This window comes from Streptomyces sp. cf386, from assembly GCF_900103585.1.
In the GTDB taxonomy this organism is placed as follows: Bacteria; Actinomycetota; Actinomycetes; order Streptomycetales; family Streptomycetaceae; genus Streptomyces.
Genome location: NZ_FNHV01000014.1, coordinates 51,139 through 75,644 on the forward strand (window position 1 = coordinate 51,139; position 24,506 = coordinate 75,644).

The following is a 24,506-nucleotide window of genomic DNA, read 5'->3' on the forward strand; positions in this document are numbered from 1 at the left end:
TTGATGTCAAGTGACCGCCGACCCGAAAGCCTTGTAGTGACCGCTACCGACCGTTCCCTCGAGCTCGTCACCACCGCTGCCCAGGCAGCCGCCGACAAGCTCGCGCACGACATCATCGCCTACGACGTCAGCGACGTGCTGTCGATCACGGACGCCTTCCTGCTGGCCTCCGCGCCCAACGACCGCCAGGTCAAGTCGATCGTCGACGAGATCGAGGAGCGGCTCCAGAAGGAGCTCGGCGCCAAGCCGGTGCGCCGAGAGGGCGACCGCGAGGCCCGCTGGGTGCTGCTCGACTACGTCGACATCGTGGTGCACGTCCAGCACAGCGAGGAGCGTGTCTTCTACGCCCTGGAGAGGCTGTGGAAGGACTGCCCCGAGCTCGACCTGCCCGACGACGCCAAGGCCACCCGCGGCAAGGCCGCGGAGCACGCCAAGCTGCAGGCCGCCGAGGAGGCGGCCGAGCTGGGCGGTGAGTGGCGATGAGCGCCGCCGGCGACGTACTCGCGGGCAGGTCCGGCCGGGGCCGCCGCGTCATCCTGTGGCGGCACGGCCAGACCTCCTGGAACGTGGAGCGCCGCTTCCAGGGCTCCACGGACGTCGCCCTCACCGAGGCGGGCGTCTCCCAGGCCCGTCGCGCCGCCCGGCTGCTCGTCAGCCTCAAGCCCGACGCGATCATCGCCTCCGACCTCCAGCGCGCCGTCGACACGGCCGCCGAGCTGGCCGGGCTCACCGGCCTGGAGGTGACGCACGACGAGGGTCTGCGCGAGACCTACGCGGGCGTCTGGCAGGGCCTGACGCACGAGGAGATCATCGCCCAGTACGGCGAGGAGTACGCCGCGTGGAAGCGCGGTGAGCCGGTGCGCCGGGGCGGCGGTGAGCTGGAGACCGAGGTCGCCGACCGTGCCGCGCCCGTGGTGCTCCGGCACGCCGAGAAGCTCCCGGACGACGGCACGCTCGTCGTGGTCAGCCACGGCGGCACGATCCGGACGACCATCGGCCGTCTCCTGGGCCTTCAGCCCGGGCACTGGGAGAGCCTCGGTGGCCTGACCAACTGCTGCTGGTCCGTCCTGGGCGAGGGCGCCCGCGGCTGGCGTCTGCTGGAGCACAACGCCGGCACCCTGCCGGAGCCTGTGCTCGGCGACGACGACTGACGCCGGATTTCACTTTCCGGCAGGTCGCAGGCTACAGTTCTTCTTGTTCGCCCGCCGAGCGGGAGGAACAGACGGGGCTATAGCTCAGTTGGTAGAGCGCCTGCATGGCATGCAGGAGGTCAGGAGTTCAATTCTCCTTAGCTCCACAGCGAGACAACAAGATCCCGCCGATCGCTTCGATCGGCGGGATCTTCTGGTATCCGCACCGAACTGCTCCGGGCCTGGCTTGAGTCACTTGGGCCTCGCAGGCGTATACCTCTCAGGAGAGGCGCTTTGGGGTGCGTGTTCGCACGGTTCGTACGGCCGCGGAGGCTGCCGTGTCCGGACTGGTACTGAGGCGTCGCTGACCGTATTGGTCCGGCCGTGGCAGAATCAAACGGCCGGAGGGGGCGCGGCCCGACGGGAGGGAGTGGTGATGCCTGCGAGCATCCTCGGAGAGGTCGGTCACCTCTTCGAAGCAGCGTTGACACGGGATACGATCACCCGCCTCAGCTGCCCTTCCTGCGGCTCCGTCCATGTCGCCCAGCTCCTCGGAGACAACGGCGGAATTTCCTACGTGTGCACGGCCTGCGGCCACAGCTGGAGCTGATCGATGGGTGCACACAGGCGAAAGTGCGACTGGTGCGGCAGCGGAACGCCGATCGTCCGTGACATGGAACCGGTGAACCCCGACTACCAGTACTGGTGCGAGGAATGCGCCCGGGCGCTGATCATAAAAGGCGACCCCATCGAGACCTACCGTGAACTCGAGGGCGAACCGATCTACGGTCGTCTCCTCGAAGAACACTGCACACTCAAGCGCTTCTATTCCTTCGTCACGGCTTGACCGCGGCCGGGGTTCCGGAAGGCGACCCCGGCGATCACGAGGAAAAGGCAGCCCGCCGTTCCGTAGCCGGCTGACAACATCAACTCGATGCCGTTTTGGTGCAGTTCGTTCCGGCCTCGGCCATGTGGCACCCACCACAGGGTGTACGAGGAGAAGACCAGCAGCGTGCCCAGGGCCGCGGCCCGGTACGCGCGCGTGGCGAGGAGCAGGACGGCCGGCACGCACCACACCCAGTGGTGCGACCAGGACACCGGGCTGACGAGCAGCGCCGTCACTGCGCACGCGGTCACCGCCCAGGCCCGCCCTCCGCGCAACTCGGCGGCGACGGCCACGCCCAGCCCTGCAGCGGCCACCACGGCCGCCGTGAGGACCCAGACGGCCCCGGGCTCCGGCGTGTGCAGCAGTCGCGCGAGAACGCCGCGCAGGGCCTGGTTCGCGGTGTCCTCGGCGTGCCCGACGCGCCCCGCCGCGAACACCATGCGAGTCCAGAAACGCCAGGAGTCGTACGGCAGTACAGCCGTAGCCAGCAGGGTCGCCCCGGCGAACGAGGCGGCCGCCACGCGCGCGTGCCGCAGCCACGGTCGGCCCGAGCCGTGCCGGCGGTGCGCCACGACGCCCGTGACGAGCAGGAACACCGCGAACAGCGCGGGCGTCAGCTTGACCGCCGCCGCGAGCCCGATGCCGACGCCGACCCAGCGGTCCTGAGGTCGCCGTGACAGATCCCACAGCACCAGGACCGCGATCAGCAGGTTGATCTGCCCGTACCGCAGCGTCGTCCACACCGGCTCGCACCACACGGCCGGCGCCGCGACCCACCACACGCTCTCCGCGCGCGCGTGCCCGACCAGACGCAGGGACAGCCGTACGAACACCACGAACAGGGCGAGGTTCCCGGCGGTCCCCAGGGTCCGCATCGTCGCCGTGTCGAGGAGCGTCAGCGGAGTGAACAGCAGGGCCGCGAACGGCGGGTAGGTGGTCGGGAGGCGGGCGGCCGTCGTCCGCAGCGCGTACAGGTCGCCGCCGGCCCATACGGTCGCGCCCTCGGCCCGGTACACCATCAGGTCGATCATCGAGACGTGCGCGGCCCGCTGCGCCACCCAGAACGCGGCGAAGGAGACCAGGCACACCCCCAGGGCGACCGGCGCTCGACGGCGGACGGCGGGGGACGCGATCACGGTCACAAAGGCAGACATTAGTGCCCGTATCGGTGCGGACCGGAATCGATTTGGTGCTGCACCAGGTCGCCCGGTAATGTTGGCGTCGCCGCCGGGGAAACCGGGCGGACCAAAGCAAGGGGCTATAGCTCAGTTGGTAGAGCGCCTGCATGGCATGCAGGAGGTCAGGAGTTCAATTCTCCTTAGCTCCACAGTAGATCCCGCCGAGTCGTTTCGATTCGGCGGGATCTTTTTCGTTCCCGAAACCCTTGTGTTCGTTCCGCGGACCCCTGGTCCCACTCGGTTACACCTGGTTCCAGAGACACTTGAGGGGCCGTCCGGCCTGGCGACGGCCCCTCTGCGCGTGCGTGCCCGGTCAGCGTCCCAGGGCGCGCCTGCCGCGGCCCTGGGAGAGGACCGGCAGGTTGTTGCGGGACGAGTCCTGCGCGCGTGTGTCCTCCTCGAGGCGCAGGGCGAGGGCGGGGCAACGGCGGACCGCGCGGATGGCCTTGGCCTCGGCGTAGCGCGGCACCTTCGCCTGGGCGACGGTCGGGAAGCCGTCGGCGCCGAGCTGGAAGACCTCCGGGAGGATGTCCGCGCACAGGCCGTGGCCGCGGCACAGTGTCCAGTCGACGTAGATCTTCTGCCGGCTGGGGCCGTTCTCCTCCGCCTCGGCGCCGCCCGGGATGCCCGAGGGTCCCCTGCCGCCCTCGAAGAGCGGCAGAACGCCCTCCACGGGCCGTCCGCAGCCGTTGCCGAGGACGTGCGCCGCGAGGTCGTCGGTGAACGCCTTGATGGTCGACTCCAGGAACATCGCGGAGCCGTCCGGGTGCGAGCACGCGCCGCGCCGCTTCACGTTCTTGGCGACCTGCTTGAGCGCCTCCAGGGCGGCCGGTCCGCCGCCGTTGAGGATGTCCTCCATGCCGCGCGCGGCGGCGGGCAGACCGAGGTAGCAGGGGCCGCACTGGCCCGCGCTCTCCTCGGCCAGCCACTGTGCGACGCGGAGGGACTCGCCGAGCGGGCAGGTTTCCTGAGTGATCGGCAGGATCGCGCCGGCGCCCAGTGAACCGCCCACGGCGTCCAGGGAGTTGCGCGAGACGATCGCCTCGTTGACCGTCGCCGCGTCGATCCACTTGCCGTGGTAGCCGCCGGTCAGGACGCCCTGCGGCACCGGCGGGGCGCCGGCGAGCTGGAGGACGTAGCGCAGCGGCACGCCCGTCGGGACCTCGATGACCATGGGGCGTGCGACGGCGCCGGAGACCGTGAGCATGACGGTGCCCGGCTCGTCGTACAAGCCGGTGTTGCCGTAGCGCTCCGGGCCGATGCGGGCGGCGATGGCCAGCTGGGCGAAGGTCTCGGCGTTGGACAGCAGGGTGGGTGCGCCGCCGACGCCGTTCTGCGAGGCGCTGACCTTGCGGCCGGGCGGGATCGCCGGGCCGCCGTCGATGGAGCGGATCACGGAGGCGGCGGCGCCGGTGACCATGCGCACCGGGTTGCGCTGGACGAACGCGCGTAGCGCGGACCGACGGCTGTTGCTGAGGCCGCGTTCGGCGAGGGCGGCCTCCATCGAGCGCTGGGTGGACTCCCGGGTGACCGCGACCACGAGCGTGCGGGCACCCAGGGCCTCGGCACACAGCAGCGCGCCGTCCAGGATGAGATGCGGGGCACGGTTGATCATCACCGTGTCCTTGCGGCAGGCCGGCTCGTCCTCGCTGCCGTTGACCACGACGACCGGCCGTACCCCGCGCTTGATCGCGGACTCGGCGACCGAGCGCAGCTTCTTGTGGAAGGGGAAGCCCGCGCCGCCGCGGCCCTTCAGGTTGATGTTCTCGGCGAGCTTCGCGAGTTGCTCGCCGCCCAACGGTTCGAGCGGCCCGTGCACCTTCAGATGCATGGGCAGATCGAGTCTTTCCACAAGGTCGAAGCCCGACGTGAGCTGGGGAAGACCGACCACGCGGACTTCTGGTACGTCGGGCAGGGCCTCGTTCACTAAAAGCCTCCGGAAGGCGTGTTCCAAGGTTCGCCCGAACCCGGTGCGTCGAAGTCGTACGAGGCACCGGGGAGTGTTTCAGTGGCGGGACCGCTGTTGTTGTACGTGTCGTTCTGGTTGTACGTACCGAAGACGGCGTTCGTCTCAGCGGTGTCGTACACATCACTCGAGCCGTAGCCGGCGGCTCCCGAACCGTAGCCCGGAGCCCCCGAGCCATAGCCCGAGGGACCCGAATTGCCGTAGACGGGGATGTTGTATCCCGTGTCGTTGAGCGGGTCGTAGGCCGACGGGGGAGCCTCGCCGACCGGCGGCGGGGAGGGGATCGGCCAGTTGCCCGTGCTGCTGCCGCTGCCGTCGACGCGGGGGATCGCCTCCGTCGGCTGCATGTCCAGGGGCAGGTCCATGCGTGCGGTCTGGTCGGCGTACGGCTGCTGTTGCTGCCCGCGGGAGCGGGGGTTGACGGCCCGGTAGGCGGCTGCGAAGCCGCCTGTGGTCTCCGCGGCCGACGGGGCCTGAGCCGGCATGCCGGGCAGCGGGCCGGTCCGTTCGTCGCGCGACGGGCGGGACGAACGGGACGGGCGCTGCTCCTCGTAGCCCGGCAGCGAGTTCCCGGACGCCACCCTGGCGCGGCTCTCCTCCAGGTCCTCGCGGCCCCCCGGCTCGTTGCCGATGAGCAGGGCGATCCGGTCGGCGAACTTGCGCTTCACCGGGCGCGGGGCGGCGCGCAGCGCGAGAGCCGCGGCGACGGCCACCACACACAGCTCGTAGCAGACCATGAAGAAGGTCTTCGCCGGGCGGCCCGCGAACAGGCCGTGGATCAGGGCGGCGCACCAGGCCGGGTAGGCCAGCATGTGCATGGCGCGCCAGCGCGCGGCGACCGGTGCGGGGGAGGCGAACTGGTTGCGTAGTGCGCCGGTGACGCCCACGAAGACCATGAGCAGGGCCGCCAGGGAGCCCAGGCCGATGAGGAAGGCGCTGCCCGGGATCTCGTCGCCGCCGAAGAGCACCAGGCTGAAGGGGATCAGTGCGGCGACCGGGCTGGCGTGGTCCAGGGCCAGCTTGACGCCGATGTGCACCAGAAGGAACGCGATCGAGGCCACGGCGGTCACCCGGTGGATGCCCTGCGCGATGATCCGCTGGCGGGTGTTGAGGATCATCCGGTCCTGGGCGACGAGGCCCCAGATCACCGAGCAGGTGAGGCAGACGAGCGACAGGACACCGGCGCCGAAGTTGAGGAACTCCTGGAGCCAGGCGCCGCCGAGGAACACGACCAGGGGTATGAGCAGCAGAACAGCAGCGGTCGCCACCCCGTAGGCCGACCGGCCCGTCCTGGGGAGCGAACTGTTACTACGACGAGGGTTCATGGGGGCAACTCCGAGCGGTTCGGGAAGGCGGTCCCGCTGCCGCACTCTAAGTGGCTCCATACCGGTGGGTACGGCGTTTGAGTTATTGCGTTGTTATCTACGGGCTGTGCGGGGCTTGTGATGCCCCTTAGTGACTGTTACGCCAGGTAACAGTTGAGCGCTGTTCAACTTTTCGAGGTCTTCACAACTCTGAGGTACGCAAACGAGGGCCCTGTTGTTCATCGCGCGGCCCTTCCGGAAGCCCGCCGCGAGCTCCACCGGAAGCCCGTCGCGACCCGATCCGGCGCTGCGGTACCCTGACGCCATGCGTGCCGTACGCCTTCTGCTTAGCGGGCCGCGCTGATCAGTCCCGACCACCGGGTGAATCGGATGGTCGGAATCGGCGCGGCGTCCCCTCCTGTGCGAGGGGATTTTTCGTTTCCAGGGAACCGCAGCCGTTGGCAGAGACGATCGATGGAGCTTTGAGGATCATGAGCGAGACGAACCCCGCTGCCGCCGCCGAGGCAGCAGCGCCGCACCGCTACACGGCCGCCGTGGCGGCCGAGATCGAGGCACGCTGGCAGGACTTCTGGGACGCCGAGGGCACGTACGCCGCGCCGAACCCGAAGGGTGACCTGGCGGGTGACCCCGCGGTCGTCGCCCGGCCCAAGAAGTTCATCATGGACATGTTCCCGTACCCCTCCGGTGCGGGCCTGCACGTCGGCCACCCGCTGGGCTACATCGCGACCGACGTCTTCGCGCGCTTCCAGCGCATGACCGGCCACAACGTCCTGCACACCCTGGGTTTCGACGCCTTCGGCCTGCCCGCCGAGCAGTACGCCGTGCAGACCGGCACGCACCCGCGTGTCTCCACCGAGGCCAACATCGAGAACATGAAGGTCCAGCTGCGCCGGCTGGGCCTGGGCCACGACAAGCGCCGGTCGTTCGCCACGATCGACCCGGACTACTACAAGTGGACCCAGTGGATCTTCCTGCAGATCTTCAACTCCTGGTACGACGACGAGGCGAAGAAGGCCCGGCCGATCGCCGAGCTGATCGCCGAGTTCGAGTCCGGTGAGCGGGCCGTACCGGGGCACACGCGCGCGTGGAGCGAGCTGAGCACCGCCGAGCGCGCCGACGTCCTGGGCGGGTTCCGACTGGCGTACGCCTCGGACGCGCCGGTCAACTGGTGCCCCGGCCTGGGCACCGTGCTGGCCAACGAGGAGGTCACCGCCGAGGGCCGTTCCGAGCGCGGCAACTTCCCGGTCTTCAAGGCCAAGCTGCGCCAGTGGAACATGCGGATCACCGCATACGCCGACCGGCTGCTGGACGACCTGAACGAGCTGGACTGGCCCGAGGCCATCAAGCTGCAGCAGCGCAACTGGATCGGCCGCTCCGAGGGCGCCCGCGTCGACTTCCCCGTGGACGGCGAGCGCATCACCGTCTTCACCACGCGCCCCGACACCCTGTTCGGCGCGAGCTACATGGTGCTGGCCCCCGAGCACCCCCTGGTCGACAAGTTCACCCCGGACGCCTGGCCCGAGGGCACCCACGACGTGTGGACCGGCGGTCACGCGACTCCCGCCGAGGCCGTCGCCGCCTACCGCGCGCAGGCCGCCTCGAAGTCCGACGTCGAGCGCCAGGCCGAGGCCAAGGACAAGACCGGTGTCTTCATCGGCTCGTACGCGACGAACCCGGTCAACGGCGACAAGGTCCCCGTCTTCATCGCCGACTACGTCCTGATGGGCTACGGCACCGGCGCGATCATGGCCGTACCCTGCGGCGACCAGCGTGACTTCGAGTTCGCGCGCGCCTTCGAGCTGCCGATCCACTGCATCGTCGAGCCGACGGACGGCCGGGGCACGGACACCTCGACGTGGGAGGACGCCTTCGGGTCGTACGACGCGAAGATCATCAACTCCACCGGTGAGGGCGTGTCCCTGGACGGCCTGGGCGTCGCCGAGGCCAAGGCTCGTATCACCGAGTGGCTGGAACGGTCCGGTGTCGGTGAGGGCACCGTCAACTTCCGGCTGCGTGACTGGCTGTTCAGCCGCCAGCGCTACTGGGGCGAGCCCTTCCCGATCGTCTATGACGAGGACGGCATCGCCCACGCCCTGCCCGAGTCGATGCTGCCGCTGGAGCTGCCCGAGGTCGAGGACTACTCGCCGCGCACCTTCGACCCGGACGACGCCGACACCCAGCCCGAGACGCCGCTGTCGCGCAACGAGGACTGGGTCAACGTCACGCTGGACCTGGGCGACGGCCCGAAGCGGTACCGGCGTGAGACCAACACCATGCCCAACTGGGCCGGTTCCTGCTGGTACGAACTGCGCTACCTGGACCCGCACAACAGCGAGAAGCTGGTCGACCCGGAGATCGAGCAGTACTGGATGGGTCCGCGCGAGGGCCAGCCGCACGGTGGCGTCGACCTGTACGTCGGCGGCGCCGAGCACGCCGTGCTGCACCTGCTGTACGCGCGCTTCTGGTCCAAGGTCCTGTTCGACCTGGGGCACGTCTCCTCGGCGGAGCCGTTCCACAAGCTGTTCAACCAGGGCATGATCCAGGCCTACGTCTACCGCGACAGCCGTGGCATCGCGGTGCCGGCCGCCGAGGTGGAGGAGCGCGACGGCGCGTACTACTACCAGGGCGAGAAGGTCTCCCGGCTGCTGGGCAAGATGGGCAAGTCCCTGAAGAACGCGGTCACTCCGGACGAGATCTGCGCCGAGTACGGCGCCGACACACTGCGGCTGTACGAGATGGCGATGGGCCCGCTGGACGTCTCCCGGCCGTGGGACACGCGCGCGGTGGTCGGCCAGTTCCGACTGCTGCAGAGGCTGTGGCGCAATGTGGTCGACGAGACGACCGGTGACGTGACGGTCGTCGACGCCGAGCCCGACGAGGACACGCTGCGTGCCCTGCACAAGGCGATCGACGGCGTGCGCGGGGACCTGGAGGGCATGCGGTTCAACACCGCCATCGCCAAGGTCACCGAGCTGAACAACCACCTGACCAAGGCGGGCGGCGCGGTGTCGCGCTCCGTGGCCGAGGCGCTGGTGCTGATGGCCGCGCCGCTGGCCCCGCACATCGCCGAGGAGCTGTGGCGCAAGCTGGGCCGCACCGACTCGGTGGTCCACCAGGACTTCCCGGTCGCCGACCCGGCGTACGTCATGGACGAGACCGTGACCTGCGTCGTACAGATCAAGGGCAAGGTCAAGGCCCGCCTGGAGGTCTCGCCGGCCATCTCCGAGGAGGAGCTGGAGAAGGTCGCGCTGTCCGACGAGAAGGTCGTGGCGGCGCTGGACGGGGCCGGGATCCGGAAGGTGATCGTGCGGGCGCCGAAGCTGGTGAACATCGTTCCGGCGTAGGCATTGTCCGGCGGTTTGAGCCTGCGACGGCTCGGAATCGCCGTGAGTGTGGCGGATGTCTCCGGGTGATCTTGGCTCGGGGTGATCCCCTACGGGCAGGTTCGGGGTTCTGCTGGAACTCCGGGCCTGCCCGCTGCGTTTACCGTTGAAGAGTGACACGGCATGTGCCGTGGTCGGCCGGAGGAGGAGCTCGTGGAAGCAGTGATCGCAGTCGTCGCCCTGCTTTTCGTGCTCTTCGTGGCGCTCGGTGCGTACGCCACGGTGAAGGTGGTCGGCGCCGCCAAGCGCCGTGTGGACGAGACGATCACCCACGCCCGGCGCACCGTCGAAGACCACACCCTGCGGGCCAAGTCCTTCGCCCAGCCGGGCCCGGTCGGTGAGATCGCCCAGCTGCGGCTGAAGCTGCGCACCTCCATGCGGGCCACCCAGGACGCGCTGCACGCGGGCGCGACCGAGGACGAGTCCCTCAAGGAGTCCCTGGGCCTCTTCCAGCGCCTCAGCGCGCACGGGCACGAACTGGACGCCGAACTGCGACGCCTGGAATCCGACCCCGACCGCTCGACGCTCACCGAGCGACTGCCCGACCTGCGCGAGCGCACGGAGCGCATCGTGCAGTCGGCGGACGCCTTGCGCTGGGCGGTCCGCGACCGCGCCCACCGCTTCGCCGAAGACGACCTGGACAGCCTCAGCGCGCAGATCGACGTGGAGACCGGCGCCCTGCGGCACTGGCAGACGACGGAGCCCTCCCCGGCGGAGCCCGCGACGGAGCATTCGTCGCAGGCATCGGCGCAGTCTCAGCCGTCGAAGCCTTCGCCGTCGCAGTCTCCGTCGGCGCCGCCTCCGTCGTCGACGCCGCCCCCGTGGCCGGAGGCCCCGGCCCCCGAGACCGCGACGACCGAGCAGACCTGGCCGGACAGCCCCCGGACGCAGCGGGCCGAGGAGCCGACCAGGCCCGCCATCGCCCCGTCCGGCCCGCGCCCGACGTACCCCTGGCAGAAGAAGACCCGCCCCGAGAGCACGACTTGAGCCTGTGTGAGCAGTCGATGATCAGGTCAAGGCATGACCGGGTGAGCGGGGTCGGGCTGCCGCCCGGGCGCTACGCCAGGTAACCTCCAGCTCATGTCCCGCCATGTCGCGATCGTCACCGATTCAACGGCCTACCTGCCGCCGCGGACGATGGAGCGCCACGGCATCACCGCGGTACCCCTGACCGTGGTCCTCGGCGATCAGGCGCTGGACGAGGGCACCGAGATCTCGACCCGTTCCCTCGCTCAGGCGTTGCAGAAGCGACGCCCTGTCACGACCTCGCGCCCCAGCCCCCAGGTCTTCGCGGAGCACTACCGCAAGGTCGCCGAGTCCGGCGCCACCGGCATCGTCTCCCTGCACCTGTCCGCCGAGCTCTCCGGCACCTACGACGCGGCGGTCCTCGCGGCGCGCGAGGCGCCGGTGCCGGTGCGGGTGGTGGACACCGGGATGATCGCCATGGCGCTCGGCTTCTGCGCGCTCGCCGCGGCCGAGGCGGCGGAGACGGGCGGCACGATGGACGACGCGGTGACGGCCGCCGAGAAGCGAGCCGGGGCGACGGCCGCCTACTTCTACGTCGACACCCTCGACTATCTGCGCCGCGGTGGCCGCATCGGCGCCGCGCAGGCCCTGCTGGGCTCCGCGCTCGCGGTGAAGCCGCTGCTGCAGCTGGAGGGCGGCCGGATCGGCCCTCTGGAGAAGGTGCGGACGGCATCCAAGGCGATCGCCCGCCTGGAGGAGATCGCGGCCGACCGGGCGGGCAGCGCACAGGTCGACATCGCGGTGCACCATCTCGCCGCTCCCGACCGGGCGTCGGCGCTGGCGGATCGGTTGCGGGCGCGGGTGCCGGGGTTGGCCGATCTGCATGTGAGTGAGGTCGGGGCGGTGATCGGGGCGCATACGGGGCCTGGGTTGTTGGGGGTTGTGGTTTCGCCGCGGTGACGGGCGTTTCCGGCGGTTAGCCACTCGGAGTCTCTTGAAGCCACTCGTGTGGGTGGCGGAGTTATCCACAACTGGGCGGTAATCCCCGGGAATTGAGCAAGATCATCGCGGGTGGGGCGAGGTGTCCGATGCTCGTCGCATGGCATTTCGATCACGTCCCCGTACGGGCACACGCACACGCACGACGACTGTGACCAGCGGCCCGGGCCGCGGCCCTCACTCCGACGTCCGTGCTCGCCACCGACGCCTGCATGCGGGAGGTCGGGCGCGGCAGCAACGGTATGCATCGGCGGAGGAACTGCGCCGGCGGGCGGAGGTGATTTTCGCCGAACGGGCCGGGGAGTGGGGGGAGTCGGGGGCGGGGCCGCCGAGGGAGGAGGCGGAGGACGGGCCCCGCGGCTGGTCCGAGGGTTCGGGTGGGCCTGGGGCCGGTGGGGCGGTGGGGCGACCGGGTGGGCCTGGGGCTGGTGGGGAGGCGGAATCCGGGGGCCTGCGGCGTGGAGTGGGGGCGGGGCTCGGTGCGCTGTCGGCTGGTGTGAGGGTGAGTCCCGATCCCCGGCGTGGGGATGTGGGCGTGAGTCCCGATCCCCGGCGCGGGGATGCGGGCGTGAGTCCAGGGGGTCCGTCTGCTGATGTCCCTGTGGACTCCGATGTCCCGCGTGGGGATGTGGTGTTGGGCTCGCGTGATGCGGGTGCCGGTGTGGTGCTGGATTCGGGTACGGCAGATGCCGGTGCCGTGCCGGATCCGGGTACGGCAGATGCCGGTGCGGTCGCAGGGGCCGGTCACCGCGCTGATGCCGGGAGTGGTGACTCCGGCACCCGGGAGTGGCGGGCGCGGGCCGGGCTGGCGGTGCGGGAGCGGATGCCGGTCTGGTTGCAGGCGAGGTGTGGGCTGGAGCGGCGGAGCGTGGTCGCGCTCACGGTGGTGCTCGTCCTGGCCGCCGGGTTCGCCGCGCAGCACTTCTGGAGCGGCCGAGCGCAGTCCGTGCGGGCGCCCGAGGTGGTGCGGGCGGCGGCCCCGTACGGGGACGGGGAGCCAGGTGAGGGGCCCGCAGCGGGTGCGTCGGCGGCCGGTGTGCCGGGTGCCGAGGGCACGGCTGCGCCGCAGATCGTGGTGGACGTCAGCGGCAAGGTCCGTGAGCCGGGGATTCATCGCCTCCCGGCGGGCTCGCGTGTCACGGACGCACTGCGCGCGGCCGGTGGGGTGCGTCCCGGCACGAACACCGACGGCCTCAACCGGGCCCGGTTCCTGGTGGACGGCGAGCAGGTGATCGTCGGCGCTCCGGCCGCCGTCCCCGGGGCAGCGCCCGGCACCGGCTCGGGTGCTGCCGCCGTCGCCGGTGCGGGGCCCGCCGCGCCGGTCTCCCTCAATACGGCCACCGTCGACCAGCTCGACACCCTCCCGGGCGTCGGTCCTGTGCTGGCCCAGCACATCCTCGACTACCGCACCCAGCACGGCGGCTTCCGCTCGGTGGACGAGCTGCAAGAAGTCAACGGCATCGGCGCCCGCCGTTTCGCCGACCTCCGGAATCTCGTACGGCCATGAGCCACGACGCCCGCGGAGCCGCCCGCGAAACCGCCCGCGGAACCACCCGCACACTCGACCCCGCGCCCTCCCGCGCCGCCGTTCACGCCGCGTCCGGAAGCCGGCTCGGCGAGTCCCACCCCCGACAGGAAGGACCGACGGACCTTCGACTCGTCCCACCCGCTCTTGCCGCCTGGGCAACTGCGGCGCTGATGCTGGATGCCTCATCGGTGTGGGTGGCTGGCGGGGCGGTCTTATGCCTGGTCGCGGCAGGCGTGCTGCTGTTGAGGCGGCGAGGGGATGGACGCGCCGGTCATGCGACCGTGCGGGACGCAGCCGCGGGGCGGGATTCTTCGCCGGGTCCGCTCAAGCAGCCGCACAGGCAGGACCCCGCACCCGCGCGATTCACCTGGCCCCGCACCTCCGCCGCCGCTGTCCTGCTCTGCGTCGCCGCGGCAGCCCTCTCCGCCGGGCTCCATGGGGCCGATCTGCGGCGCGGACCGGTGCCGGGGCTGGCGGCGGAGTACGCCACCGTGACCGCCGAGGTCGAGGTCACCTCCGATCCACGGCTCACCCGGCCCCGGATCAGGGGGAATCACATGGCACCGGCCTCCGTGCTGGTCAACGCGGATGTACGGCGCGTAGAGGAGGCGGACGGCACGGTGGTGACTCGGGCACCGGTGCTGATGATCGTCGACGGGGGATGGGGGTCCGCCGACGACGCCGGTCGAACATCATCCGATGTCGACCGAACCCAGGACGCCGACCAGGACCCCGACCGAACGTCCCAGGACCCCAACCGAACACCCCGGTCCGCTGCTGACCGGCATTCGCCCTGGCTGCGGCTCCTCCCCTCCACGCGGCTGCGCGTGACCGCTCGCCTCGCTCCCGCGCTGGACGACGGGGACCGGATCGCGGCTGTGCTGCGGGTGCGCGACCCTGCCGTGCCGGAGGTCGTGGGGCAGCCGACTGCGGCGCAGCAGCTGGCGGGGCGGTTGCGGGGCGGGTTGCGGGAGGCGACCGACGGGTTGCCGGGGGACGCGCGGGCGCTGCTGCCGGGGCTGGTCGTGGGGGACACCTCGCGGATCACCCCGGAGCTGGACGAGGCGTTCAAGGAGACCGATCTCGCGCACACACTCGCCGTCTCCGGCAGCAACCTCACGATCATCCTCGCCCTGCTCATCGGCCCACCCGGCCTGGCCCAGCGGGTCGAGCGCCGTGGCCTCGCGCCACGCCTCGGCATCTCCCTGCGGACGACCGCGCTGCTCGGCGGAGGCCTCACCCTCGCGTTCGTCGTCGTGTGCAGGCCGGACCCCAGCGTGTTGCGGGCCGCGGCCTGCGGGGCGGTAGCGCTGTTGGCCCTGGCGACCGGACGCCGTAGATCACTGATCCCGGCGCTGGCGACGGCCGTCCTGCTGCTGGTGCTGTACGACCCGTGGCTGGCCCGCAGTTACGGCTTCCTGCTCTCCGTGCTCGCCACCGGCGCCCTGCTCACCCTCGCGCCCCGCTGGAGCGCGGCGTTGCGCCGGCGCCGGGTGCCGCCGAGGTTGGCCGAGGCGCTGGCGGCCGCGGCTGCCGCGCAGGCCCTGTGCGCGCCGGTCGTGGCGGTGCTGTCGGCTCGGGTGAGCCTGGTGGCGGTGCCGTGCAATCTGCTCGCGGAGTTCGCGATCGCACCGGCCACGGTGCTGGGCTTCGCGGCCCTGGCGACGGCACCGCTCGCGATGCCGGTGGCCAAGGCGTTGGCCTGGTGCGCGAGTTGGCCGGCCGGGTGGATCGCGGACGTCGCCCGGACGGGCGCGGCACTGCCCGGAGCGGGCGTGGACTGGCCCGGCAGCTGGACCGGGGCGGCACTGCTCGCGCTCGCCACGGTGGTCGTCCTGCTGGCCGGCCGGCGACTGTCACGGCACCCCTGGTGGTGCGGTGTCTGCGGGGCGCTGCTCCTGCTGGTGGTGCTCCAGCCGCCGCCGGTGACCAGGGTGGTCACGGGGTGGCCGCCGCCCGGGTGGCGGTTCGTGATGTGCGATGTGGGGCAGGGTGACGCGACGGTACTCGCGGCGGGCGAGGGCACGGGCGTGGTCGTGGACGCCGGCCCCGACCCGACGCTGGTCGACCGGTGCCTGCGCACGCTCGGGATCACCAGGATCCCGCTCGTCGTGCTGACCCACTACCACGCCGACCACGTCGCGGGCCTGCCCGGCGTGCTGCGTGGGCGTGAGGTGGGCGCGATCGAGGCGACGGGGCACGAAGAGCCCGTGGACCAAGTGGAGTTCGTACGGAGGGAGGCCGCCGCCCACCGCATCCCCGTGACACGGGCCGCCGCCGGAGAGGCGCGGCGCACCGGGGCCCTGAGCTGGCAGGTGGTGTGGCCACCGCCCCACCCGGTGCCGGAACCGGAGGGTCCGAACGACGCCAGTGTCACCCTGCTCGTCCGGTCGGCCGGGCTGCGGCTCCTGCTGCTCGGGGATCTCGAACCCCTGGCCCAGCGGGCGCTGTTGAGATCGCCGGCCGGGGCGCTGCTGAGCGGCGTGGATGTGCTCAAGGTCGCCCACCATGGCTCGGCGTACCAGGACCCGGAGCTCATACGGCGGGCGGCGCCGCGGCTGGCGTTGATCAGTTGCGGTGAGGACAACCCGTACGGCCACCCGGCTCCCGGCACCGTCGCGGCGCTGCGGGCGCAGGGCGCGGTGGTGCTGCGGACGGACGAGGACGGGGCGCTGGCGGTCGCGGGTGCGGGCGCGGAGCTCATGGTGGCGGGAGACTGAGGGCATGGATTCCGTTGAGGTTGATGCCTATCTCAGCCGCCTGGGGGTCGAGCACCCGGCGTGGCCCACGGTGGATGTGCTGCGCGAGCTGCATGTGCGCCATCTGCAGACCGTGCCCTTCGAGAACCTCTCCATCCATCTCGGCGAGGAGATCGTGCTGGAGGAGAAGCGACTGCTGGACAAGGTGGTGGGGGCCGGACGGGGTGGGTTCTGTTACGAACTGAACGGCGCGTTCGGGGTGTTGCTCACGGCGCTGGGCTTCGACGTGACGCTGCTGGCGGCGCGGGTGCACGGGAAGGAGGGGCAGCTCGGGATTCCCTACGACCACATGGCGCTGAAGGTGGGGACGGTGGACGGGGGCTCGTGGCTGGCGGACGTCGGCTTCGGGGCGCACAGTCACTATCCGCTGGCGTTCGAGGCGCGGGGCGAGCAGGTGGATCCGGCGGGCGTGTTCCGGATCGTCGAGGCCGGGCCGGACACGGCCGGGGTGCGCGGCGGGCATGACGCGGCGGAGGCGGCGGACCTGGAGGTCGTGATGGACGGCAGGCCGGAGTACCGGCTGGAGCGACGGCCTCGGGTGCTGGGCGACTTCGTGGTGGGGGCGTGGTGGCACAGCACCTCGCCGGGGTCGCACTTCACGCAGTCGCTGATCTGCTCGCGGGTGACGGAGGAAGGAGGGCGGATCACGCTCAGCGGGCGCACGTTCAAGACGACGGCGGCCGACGGGACACGTGAGGCGAGGGAGTTGGGCACGGACGAGGAGGTGCTGGGGGTGTACCGGGAGCGGTTCGGGATCGAGCTGGATCGGGTGCCGGCGGTGCGGAAACCGAGCCGGGACGGCTGATTGGGCCGGGGGCCGCTCGGGAGAACGGACCGGGGCGTCTGACCGCTCCGGCGAATCCTGCCGCGGGTGGTCAAGTCGCTCGGGTGAATCGTGCCGGGGATGGTCAAGTAGCTCGGGCGGGTCGCGCCGGAGGTAGTCGCCTCGCTCAGGCGAATCGGGTCGGCGCAGTCGGACGACTTGGGTGACTCGGGTGACTCAGGCGACTCGGGCGAATCGCACCGTGGGTTGGACGGGCGCTCGGGGTCGCTCTGGGCCGCCGCCACCGCCACCGGGGGCTGTTCGTGCGCGGGACTCGGTGGGCGTTCGTGTCTCGGCGGTGCCTGAGAATTGCTCCGTGAGCGATGTGAGACATGTGCTGGTGCTGCCCGATCGTGACGCGGCGGAGGAGGCCGCGGAGGCGCTCGGGGAGCGGTTCGGGGTCGACGAGGTGCCGCGGCTGGTGCGGGATGCGCTGGCCGGAGAGGACGATGCCGAGGACGCGCAGTGGCTGGTGGTGCTGCGGGACGAGGCAGGGCGGCTGGATCCGGGGGAGCTGGACGAGTTCGCGGGGGAGTGGGACGGGTGGCGGGAGGAGCCGTAGTTCGTAGCTTGACCGGTGCCGGGCGTTGCGGTCGGCCCGGCGTGGGCCACGCAGCCCCTCCGATCGTCCGGTCGGCTACGCCGGTCCCGCTGCCCGCAACCCAGGCGCATACGGGTGCCGCCCCCGTTGTCAGTCCCCCATGCCATGCTTTACGCGATGGCCAGGAAGACTGCGAATGACGACCCCCTAGCCCCCGTGACCCTCGCCGTGGGTCAGGAGGAGCTGCTGCTCGATCGTGCCGTGCGGGAGGTGGTGGTTGCCGCCAGGGCCGCCGATGCCGACACGGACGTGCGGGAGCTGACTCCGGACCAGCTGCAGCCCGGCACGCTGGCCGAGTTGACCAGTCCCTCGCTGTTCGCGGAGCGCAAGGTCGTGGTCGTGCGCCATGCGCATGACCTGTCGGCCGACACGATCAAGGACGTGACGGCATATCTGGGGTCGCCCGCCGAGGAGATCACCCTGGTGCTGCTGCATGCCGGTCAGGCAAAGGGCAAGAAGCTGCTCGATGCCGCCCGTAAGGCGGGGGCGCGGGAGGTGGCGTGCCCGAAGATGACGAAGCCGGCGGATCGGCTGGCGTTCGTCAGGCAGGAGTTCCGGGCGACCGGGCGGTCGGCGACGCCCGAGGCCTGTCAGACGCTGGTCGATGCCATCGGGAGCGATCTTCGGGAGCTGGCGGCCGCGGTGAGTCAGCTGGTCGCCGACGTCGAGGGGACCATCGACGAGGCGGTCGTCGGGCGGTACTACACGGGTCGCGCGGAGGCGTCGAGCTTCACCGTCGCCGACCGGGCGGTCGAGGGGCGGACAGCGGAGGCGCTGGAGGCGCTGCGGTGGTCGCTGGCGACGGGCGTGGCGCCGGTCCTGATCACCAGCGCGCTCGCGCAGGGCGTGCGGGCCATCGGGAAGCTGTCCTCGGCCCGCGGCGGGCGCCCCGCCGACCTTGCGCGGGAGCTGGGCATGCCGCCCTGGAAGATCGACCGTGTCCGGCAGCAGATGCGGGGGTGGACGCCGGACGGAGTGGCGGTCGCGTTGCAGGCGGTCGCCGAGGCCGACGCCGGTGTGAAGGGCGGCGGGGACGACCCCGAGTACGCCCTGGAGAAGGCGGTCGTGACGATCGCGAGGGCGGCTCGGTCCAGAGGGCGTGGCTAGGGCCTGTCCGGCGGATCATCCCGGCGTCGCGGGGTCTGGCATGCCCTCCCCCAGAGGAGGGCCCCTCCCATCGCCAGGTGAGGAGGAGAATCGGGTGTATCAGTCGTTCATCGCCGGATTGGGGAAAGGTGGCGACCGCCATGGCTGAACACCCGCACGCGGCGCTCGTCCGCAAGGGCTACGAAGCATTCCAGCGCGGAGACATGGACACTCTGCGCTCCATGATGACCGGGGACTGTGCGCACCACGTGCCCGGTTCCCATCCGCTCTCGGGGGACTTCAAGGGGATCGACTCGATCCTCGACGGGTACTACGGCCGGCTCTACTCGGAGACGGGCGGGTCGTTCCAGGTCGAGCTGCGCGACATATTCGTCGACGGACGTGGGCACGCCATGTCCGTGCACCGCTTCACCGCGGACCGGGGCGACAAGCACATCGACGAGAACGGCGGCATCGTCTTCCGGATCGTCGGTGACAAGATCACCGATCTCGACGAGTGCGTCTCGGACATCGACAAGGCCGACGAATTCTGGACGTGACGCAGGCATGCCGAAGGCCCCGGCTCGCGCCCTGGGGAAGGGCGAGGTGCCGGGGCCTTCGGATCAGGCTGCTGGATTCGCACCCGCGTGGCGAACGCAGGCCGCGTGCGAATCCGGGGTGCCGGTCGGGAGCGGATGAGAGAGGGCCCGCTCTGGGTCCTTCCGGCGATCAGACCAGATAAGGGGTTCAGCCCTTGAGGGAAGCGACCTTCGAAGCAAGCGCCGACTTCTTGTTGGCGGCCTGGTTCTTGTGGATGACGCCCTTCGCGACGGCCTTGTCGAGCTGACGCGCGGCAGCGCGCTGGTACTCGGTGGCCTTCTCGGTGTCACCCGCGGCAGCGGCCTCACGGGCCTTGCGGATCGCGGTCTTCAGGGAGGACTTGACGGCCTTGTTGCGCAGCCGAGCCTTCTCGTTGGTCTTGATCCGCTTGATCTGGGACTTGATGTTCGCCACGAATGAGCCTCTTCAACGTAGAGATGCGTGCGAGCACTGGACGTGCCTTCGCATCACTTTCCTTGTCATGTTCAGTGCCTCGTGCTGAGAGGGCATGAGACACAGCCACCCAGGCTACCAGTGGCCCGGCCGACGGCCCAAAACGTCCCCCGGTCGCCGCCCGTGGGACCATGGAACCTACGTATAGATCCGACCCGAGGCATAAGGCGCCTCAAGAGACAGGACCCTGCGTGCCCGCGACCCCTAACAATGTGCCCGAGCCGAGCCGTACCGACCCGGCTCTGATCCGCAATTTCTGCATCATCGCGCACATCGACCACGGCAAGTCCACGCTCGCCGACCGGATGCTTCAGCTGACCGGTGTGGTCGAGCAGCGGCAGATGCGTGCTCAGTACCTCGACCGGATGGACATCGAGCGCGAGCGCGGCATCACGATCAAGTCCCAGGCGGTGCGGCTGCCGTGGGCTCCCACCCACGAACCCGGCAACACGCACATCCTCAACATGATCGACACCCCGGGGCACGTCGACTTCACCTACGAGGTCTCGCGGTCGCTCGCGGCCTGTGAGGGCACCGTCCTCCTCGTCGACGCCGCCCAGGGCATCGAGGCGCAGACCCTCGCCAATCTCTACCTGGCGATGGAGAACGACCTCACGATCATCCCCGTACTGAACAAGATCGACCTGCCGGCCGCGCAGCCCGAGAAGTTCGCCGAGGAACTCGCGAACCTCGTCGGCTGCGACCCGAGCGACGTCCTGCGGGTATCCGCGAAGACCGGCCTCGGCGTCGACGCGCTGCTCGACAAGGTGGTCAAGGAGGTCCCGGCACCGGTCGGCGTCAAGGACGCCCCCGCCCGCGCGATGATCTTCGACTCCGTCTACGACTCCTACCGCGGTGTCGTGACGTACGTCCGTGTCATCGACGGCCAGCTCAACAAGCGTGAGCGCATCAAGATGATGTCGACCGGCGCCACGCACGAGCTGCTGGAGATCGGGACGAACTCGCCCGAGATGCTCGGCGCCGACGGGCTCGGCGTCGGTGAGGTGGGTTACCTCATCACCGGCGTGAAGGACGTCCGCCAGTCCAAGGTCGGTGACACCGTCACCAGCCAGCACAAGGGGGCCACCGAGGCGCTCGGCGGGTACAAGGACCCGAAGCCGATGGTCTTCTCCGGTCTGTATCCGCTGGACGGCTCCGACTACCCGGAGCTGCGCGAGGCCCTCGACAAGCTCCAGCTCAACGACGCCGCCCTGGTCTACGAGCCGGAGACCTCCGCCGCGCTCGGCTTCGGCTTCCGCGTCGGCTTCCTCGGTCTGCTCCACCTGGACGTGATCCGCGAGCGGCTGGAGCGCGAGTTCGGGCTCGACCTGATCGCGACCGCGCCCAACGTGGTCTACCGGGTCGTGATGGAGGACGGCACCGAGCACACCGTCACCAACCCGAGCGAGTTCCCCGAGGGCAAGATCAATGAGGTGTACGAGCCCGTCGTACGCGCCACGATCCTCGCGCCGACCGAGTTCATCGGCTCGATCATGGAGCTGTGCCAGACCCGGCGCGGCACCCTCCTCGGCATGGACTACCTGTCCGAGGACCGGGTCGAGATCCGCTACACGCTGCCCCTCGCGGAGATCGTCTTCGACTTCTTCGACCAGCTGAAGTCCAAGACCCGCGGGTACGCCTCGCTCGACTACGAGCCCACCGGCGAGCAGACCTCCAGCCTGGTCAAGGTCGACATCCTGCTGCACGGCGACAAGGTGGACGCCTTCTCCGCGATCACGCACAAGGACGCGGCGTACGCGTACGGTGTGCGGCTCGTCGCCAAGCTGCGCGAGCTGATCCCCCGGCAGGCCTTCGAGGTACCCATCCAGGCCGCCATCGGCTCCCGGGTGATCGCCCGCGAGACCATCCGTGCCATCCGCAAGGACGTCCTCGCCAAGTGCTACGGCGGTGACATCTCCCGTAAGCGGAAGCTGCTGGAGAAGCAGAAGGAAGGCAAGAAGCGGATGAAGATGGTGGGTTCCGTGGAGGTTCCGCAGGAGGCCTTCATCGCCGTTCTGAGCAGTGATGACAGCGCGGGATCGGGCAAGGGCAAGAAATAGTCCCGAGGTGTACCGATTCCATGGGCCCGTCGCGCCGTAGTGTGGCGGGCCCTCCGCTTTCCTCTGTAGGAAGTGACAGCCCGCCGCCCCTTACGCACCGGCCGGTCGGCATCTACTCTGATCCCTGCTCGATAGTTACTCGCGAGTTAAACAACAGCCGCAACCTGAGCCAGCCGCACTGTCGCGGGCCCCGGAGGATGTCGTGAGCGACACACAGACACTGATCGAGAACCGCCCGCCGAGCGTGGCGACCCTCTTCCTGGAGCGCGTAGCGGCCACGCCGGACGCCGAGGCGTACCGCTATCCGGTGCCCGCCGCCACCGCCCAGGGCCCGGACGACTGGAAGTCGCTGAGCTGGGGGCAGGCCGCCGAGCGGGTCTTCGCGATCGCGGCCGGGCTCATCGAGCTGGGCGTCCAGCCCGAGCAGCGGGTGGCCCTCGCCTCCTCGACCCGGATCGAGTGGATACTCGCCGACCTGGGCATCATGTGCGCCGGCGCGGCCACCACCACCGTCTATCCGCAGACCAACGCCGACGAGTCGGCGTTCATCCTCGCCGACTCCGAGAGCCGGGTGCTGATCGCCGAGGACGCGGCGCAGCTGGCCAAGGCCAAGGAGAAGCGCGCCGAGCTGCCGAACCTCACCCATGTCGTCGTGATCGACGCCGCCGGTGTCGAGACCGCCGACTGGATCCTCACCCTGGACGAGCTGGAGAAGCGCGGCGCGGCCCGGCTGGAGAAGGACGCCGAGCTGGTCAGGGAGCGCGTCGGCGCGATCACCAAGGACCAGCTCGCCACCCTGATCTACACCTCCGGCACCACCGGCCGCCCCAAGGGCGTACGGCTGCCGCACGACAACTGGGCGTACATGGCGAAGGCGATCGCCGCGACCGGGCTGGTCGGTGCCGAGGACGTGCAGTACCTGTGGCTGCCGCTCGCGCACGTCTTCGGCAAGGTGCTCACCTCCGGCCAGATCGAGGTCGGGCACGTCACCGCCGTCGACGGCCGCGTCGACAAGATCATCGAGAATCTGCCGGTCGTGCAGCCGACGTACATGGCCGCCGTGCCGCGCATCTTCGAGAAGGTCTACAACGGGGTCGCCGCCAAGGCCCGTGCGGGCGGCGGCGCCAAGTACAAGATCTTCCAGTGGGCCGCCGAGGTCGGCCGCGAGTACGCCAAGGTCACCCAGGACAACTTCCGCCGCACCGGCACCCACTCCGCGCCGTTCGGCCTCGCCGCCAAGCACAAGGTCGCCGATACGCTCGTCTTCGCCAAGATCCGCGAGGCCTTCGGCGGCAACCTGCGCGCGTGTGTCTCCGGCTCGGCCGCCCTCTCCCCGGAGATCGGCTACTTCTTCGCGGGCGCCGGCATCCACATCCTGGAGGGCTACGGCCTCACGGAGTCCTCGGCCGCGTCCTTCGTCAACCCGGGCGAGGCCTACCGCACCGGCACGGTCGGCAAGCCGCTGCCCGGCACGGAGGTGCGCATAGCGGACGACGGCGAGATCCTGCTGCGCGGGCCCGGCATCATGGAGGGCTACCACGGGCTGCCGGACAAGACCGCCGAGGTGCTGGAGTCCGACGGCTGGTTCCACACCGGCGACATCGGTGAGCTGTCCCCGGACGGGTACCTGCGCATCACCGACCGCAAGAAGGACCTGATCAAGACGTCGGGCGGCAAGTACATCGCGCCGGCCGAGGTCGAGGGGCAGTTCAAGGCGGTGTGCCCGTACGTCTCCAACATCCTGGTGCACGGCGCCGACCGGAACTTCTGCACGGCGCTGATCGCGCTGGACGAGCCCTCGATTCTCGTGTGGGCCGAGGAGAACGGGCTGGCCGGGAAGTCGTACGCGGAGATCGTGGCCGCGCCGGCCACCGTCGAGATGGTCGACGGCTATGTGAAGCAGCTCAACGCCGGGCTTCAGAAGTGGCAGACCATCAAGAAGTTCCGGTTGCTGCCGCGGGATCTCGATGTGGAGCACGGGGAGATCACGCCGAGTCTGAAGTTGAAGCGGCCGGTTGTGGAGCGGGAGTACAAGGGGTTGATCGAGGAGATGTACGCGGGTACGCGGGAGGCGTAGCGCCTACGGGGAGGGGTGGCGGGGCTTGTGCGCGACTGCCGGTCCGTTGTGGCTGGTCGCGCCCACGCGGCGGAGCCGCAAATCGATACAGCCCCGCGCCCCTTCAGGTCGGGACGCGCACCCCTAGCCGATGAGCCGGCGTATCTCGTGGACCCTCGCGCGTAGGTCCGTCAGGTTCGGGGGTGTGTCGCCGGACAACTGTTCCTCCAGGGTTGCCAGCTGGATGCTCAGCTCCTTGCTGTGGCCGTGCTCCCGGCTCAGCAAGCGTTCCAACTCCCGGCTCTTTCGGTACAGGTCCAGGAACACCGTCACCTTCGCCCGCAGCACCCACGGATCGAACGGCTTGGTCAAGTAGTCCGCCGCGCCGGTCGCGTAGCCGCGGAAGGCGTAGCCGGGGTCGTCCTCCGCTCCGGTGAGGAAGATGATCGGGACGTCTTTCGTCTGGTCGAGCCGTTTGATGTTGGTGGCTGTTTCGAAGCCGTCCATGCCCGGCATGCGGACGTCGAGCAGGACCAGGGCGAAGCGTTGGCGCAGCAGCGCCTTCATCGCCTCCTCGCCCGAACGCGCGCGGACGAGCGGCTCGTTGAGGGACCCCAGGACGGCCTCCAGCGCGATCAGGTTGTCCTCCATGTCGTCGACCAGGAGGATGCCGGCACGCTCGTCGGTCGTTGCCTCAGCGCTCATGG

19 protein-coding genes and 2 tRNA genes are annotated in these 24,506 nt (G+C 70.3%); 16 read left to right on the forward strand and 5 right to left on the reverse strand.

Annotation, left to right across the window (positions count from 1 at the left end; all coding sequences use genetic code 11):
- The first annotated feature begins 36 nt into the window (after nucleotides 1–36).
- The 4 genes from rsfS (at nucleotide 37) to BLU79_RS31605 (ending at nucleotide 1,977) form a co-directional block, all read left to right on the forward strand.
- The gene (gene rsfS / locus BLU79_RS31590) at nucleotides 37–483 is read left to right on the forward strand and encodes a ribosome silencing factor (protein WP_093909389.1); all 447 of its coding nucleotides are present in this window, start codon (nucleotides 37–39) and stop codon (nucleotides 481–483) included.
- Nucleotides 480–1,151: a histidine phosphatase family protein gene (locus BLU79_RS31595; protein ID WP_093909390.1), complete on the forward strand. Its 672-nt coding sequence runs from the start codon at nucleotides 480–482 to the stop codon at nucleotides 1,149–1,151. The genes rsfS and BLU79_RS31595 overlap by 4 nt, the downstream gene beginning before the upstream one ends.
- Before the next feature lie 73 nt (nucleotides 1,152–1,224).
- Nucleotides 1,225–1,297: transfer RNA gene (locus BLU79_RS31600), tRNA-Ala, on the forward strand.
- A 446-nt stretch (nucleotides 1,298–1,743) separates the two neighbouring features.
- Nucleotides 1,744–1,977, forward strand: a complete 234-nt coding sequence (locus BLU79_RS31605) for a hypothetical protein (RefSeq protein WP_003976229.1) — start codon at nucleotides 1,744–1,746, stop codon at nucleotides 1,975–1,977.
- On the opposite strand, the gene BLU79_RS31610 is transcribed toward BLU79_RS31605, so the two are convergent.
- Entirely contained in the window at nucleotides 1,956–3,158 is a 1,203-nt protein-coding gene (locus BLU79_RS31610; RefSeq protein ID WP_371131977.1) for a glycosyltransferase 87 family protein, read from the reverse strand. The genes BLU79_RS31605 and BLU79_RS31610 overlap by 22 nt on opposite strands.
- Nucleotides 3,159–3,270: 112 nt before the next feature.
- On the opposite strand from BLU79_RS31610, the gene BLU79_RS31615 reads away from it, so the two are divergent.
- Nucleotides 3,271–3,343 (forward strand) — tRNA-Ala (locus BLU79_RS31615).
- Between the two features lie 164 nt (nucleotides 3,344–3,507).
- On the opposite strand, the gene BLU79_RS31620 is transcribed toward BLU79_RS31615, so the two are convergent.
- On the reverse strand, nucleotides 3,508–5,121 hold the full coding sequence (locus BLU79_RS31620; RefSeq protein ID WP_093909392.1) for an NADH-quinone oxidoreductase subunit NuoF family protein: 1,614 nt from the start codon (nucleotides 5,119–5,121) through the stop codon (nucleotides 3,508–3,510).
- A complete protein-coding gene (locus BLU79_RS31625; RefSeq protein ID WP_177001251.1) occupies nucleotides 5,121–6,485 on the reverse strand; it encodes a ferric reductase-like transmembrane domain-containing protein in 1,365 nt (454 codons plus the stop codon). Before BLU79_RS31625 ends, BLU79_RS31620 begins: the two co-directional genes overlap by 1 nt.
- 470 nt (nucleotides 6,486–6,955) lie before the next feature.
- On the opposite strand from BLU79_RS31625, the gene leuS reads away from it, so the two are divergent.
- The 9 genes from leuS (at nucleotide 6,956) to BLU79_RS31680 (ending at nucleotide 19,190) form a co-directional block, all read left to right on the forward strand.
- Entirely contained in the window at nucleotides 6,956–9,829 is a 2,874-nt protein-coding gene (leuS, locus tag BLU79_RS31635) for a leucine--tRNA ligase (RefSeq protein WP_093909395.1), read from the forward strand.
- Nucleotides 9,830–10,021: 192 nt separating this feature from the next.
- Nucleotides 10,022–10,855 carry a hypothetical protein gene (locus BLU79_RS31640; RefSeq protein WP_093909396.1) on the forward strand — a complete coding sequence of 278 codons (834 nt, stop codon included), beginning with the start codon at nucleotides 10,022–10,024 and terminating at the stop codon, nucleotides 10,853–10,855.
- Between the two features lie 93 nt (nucleotides 10,856–10,948).
- Entirely contained in the window at nucleotides 10,949–11,794 is an 846-nt protein-coding gene (locus BLU79_RS31645) for a DegV family protein (RefSeq protein WP_093909397.1), read from the forward strand.
- Between the two features lie 673 nt (nucleotides 11,795–12,467).
- Nucleotides 12,468–13,340, forward strand: a complete 873-nt coding sequence (locus BLU79_RS31655) for a ComEA family DNA-binding protein (protein ID WP_256333526.1) — start codon at nucleotides 12,468–12,470, stop codon at nucleotides 13,338–13,340.
- Nucleotides 13,337–16,081, forward strand: a complete 2,745-nt coding sequence (locus tag BLU79_RS31660) for a ComEC/Rec2 family competence protein (protein WP_093909398.1) — start codon at nucleotides 13,337–13,339, stop codon at nucleotides 16,079–16,081. Before BLU79_RS31655 ends, BLU79_RS31660 begins: the two co-directional genes overlap by 4 nt.
- Nucleotides 16,082–16,085: 4 nt before the next feature.
- Entirely contained in the window at nucleotides 16,086–16,925 is an 840-nt protein-coding gene (locus tag BLU79_RS31665) for an arylamine N-acetyltransferase family protein (RefSeq protein ID WP_093909399.1), read from the forward strand.
- A gap of 334 nt (nucleotides 16,926–17,259) precedes the next feature.
- Nucleotides 17,260–17,505: a hypothetical protein gene (locus BLU79_RS31670; RefSeq protein WP_093909400.1), complete on the forward strand. Its 246-nt coding sequence runs from the start codon at nucleotides 17,260–17,262 to the stop codon at nucleotides 17,503–17,505.
- A 156-nt stretch (nucleotides 17,506–17,661) separates the two neighbouring features.
- On the forward strand, nucleotides 17,662–18,651 hold the full coding sequence (gene holA, locus BLU79_RS31675; protein WP_218137801.1) for a DNA polymerase III subunit delta: 990 nt from the start codon (nucleotides 17,662–17,664) through the stop codon (nucleotides 18,649–18,651).
- A gap of 140 nt (nucleotides 18,652–18,791) precedes the next feature.
- Nucleotides 18,792–19,190 (forward strand): nuclear transport factor 2 family protein, encoded by a 399-nt coding sequence (locus BLU79_RS31680; protein WP_093909402.1) that lies wholly within the window; start codon nucleotides 18,792–18,794, stop codon nucleotides 19,188–19,190.
- Nucleotides 19,191–19,377: 187 nt separating this feature from the next.
- Here BLU79_RS31680 and rpsT read toward each other — a convergent pair whose 3' ends face one another.
- Nucleotides 19,378–19,644, reverse strand: coding sequence for a 30S ribosomal protein S20 (gene rpsT / locus BLU79_RS31685; protein WP_093909403.1), 267 nt, complete (start codon nucleotides 19,642–19,644; stop codon nucleotides 19,378–19,380).
- 230 nt (nucleotides 19,645–19,874) lie between these two features.
- On the opposite strand from rpsT, the gene lepA reads away from it, so the two are divergent.
- Complete coding sequence (gene lepA, locus BLU79_RS31690; RefSeq protein WP_093909404.1) at nucleotides 19,875–21,743, forward strand: translation elongation factor 4; 1,869 nt, start codon at nucleotides 19,875–19,877, stop codon at nucleotides 21,741–21,743.
- Between the two features lie 202 nt (nucleotides 21,744–21,945).
- Nucleotides 21,946–23,820, forward strand: coding sequence for an AMP-dependent synthetase/ligase (locus BLU79_RS31695; protein WP_093909405.1), 1,875 nt, complete (start codon nucleotides 21,946–21,948; stop codon nucleotides 23,818–23,820).
- Nucleotides 23,821–23,943: 123 nt separating this feature from the next.
- Here BLU79_RS31695 and BLU79_RS31700 read toward each other — a convergent pair whose 3' ends face one another.
- A complete protein-coding gene (locus BLU79_RS31700) occupies nucleotides 23,944–24,504 on the reverse strand; it encodes a response regulator (RefSeq protein WP_093909406.1) in 561 nt (186 codons plus the stop codon).
- Nucleotides 24,505–24,506 lie beyond the last annotated feature (2 nt).